Genomic DNA, 869 nt, shown 5'->3' with positions numbered 1-869 from the left:
GGGGTGAAGTCGTAACAAGGTAGCCGTATCGGAAGGTGCGGCTGGATCACCTCCTTTCTATGGAGTATTTAACTCTAGTCGACGAACAACCTCGGTTGTTTGCGCTTTGGTCTTTTGTTCAGTTTTGAGAGGACTCAAAACCTCTCAAAAGCTTTTTGCACCTGCGTATACGAGTATCGCTACGATGTTAGCTTCCTCGGAGCAAGGCAGCATGAAGTTATAGCTGAAAAGTGTTACATGATGTAATTGAAATCAGTAGCCTTGTTCAGTTTTGAAGGAACTTCCTTCATTTAATTAAGAGTGTTCACTCTTTCTAAAGATGGTAGGGGCCTATAGCTCAGCTGGTTAGAGCGCACGCCTGATAAGCGTGAGGTCGGTGGTTCGAGTCCACTTAGGCCCACCATAATAATTTTTTCAATCAAACGATTGTTTAGTTGATCGTTTTTTATTGGGGCCTTAGCTCAGCTGGGAGAGCGCCTGCCTTGCACGCAGGAGGTCAGCGGTTCGATCCCGCTAGGCTCCACCAATTTTTATTAGTAGTCTTTGAAACTATTAATACGGTTCTTTGAAAACTAGATAATGCAAATAGAAACAATGTGAGTTCATCGGAATCTTATTTATAAGAGAAGATCGAACGAGCATGTCAAGAATTCACGTGATTTTTAAATCACAAAACCTTTTTTAATTTGGTTAAGTTATGAAGGGCGCACGGTGAATGCCTTGGCACTAGGAGCCTAAGAAGGACGCGACGAACGGCGAAATGCCTCGGGGAGCTGTAAGTGAGCTTTGATCCGAGGGTATCCGAATGGGGAAACCCACCATCCGTAATGGGATGGTACCCGTATCTGAATACATAGGATACGAGGAGG

2 tRNA genes and 2 rRNA genes are annotated in these 869 nt (G+C 44.4%); all 4 read left to right on the top strand.

Annotation, left to right across the window (positions count from 1 at the left end):
• A 16S ribosomal RNA gene (locus LDX58_RS25695) occupies positions 1-57 on the top strand; the annotation flags it as partial.
• 269 nt (positions 58-326) lie between these two features.
• A tRNA-Ile gene (locus LDX58_RS25690) sits at positions 327-403 on the top strand.
• A 47-nt stretch (positions 404-450) separates the two neighbouring features.
• Positions 451-526: transfer RNA gene (locus LDX58_RS25685), tRNA-Ala, on the top strand.
• Positions 527-688: 162 nt separating this feature from the next.
• Positions 689-869: ribosomal RNA gene (locus LDX58_RS25680) — 23S ribosomal RNA — on the top strand; the annotation flags it as partial.

Source organism: Alkalihalobacillus deserti (assembly GCF_020734105.1).
Lineage (GTDB): Bacteria > Bacillota > Bacilli > Bacillales > Bacillaceae_D > Halalkalibacter > Halalkalibacter deserti.
Note: the sequence above shows the minus strand (reverse complement) of the source record. Positions and strands in the feature narration are given on the sequence as shown.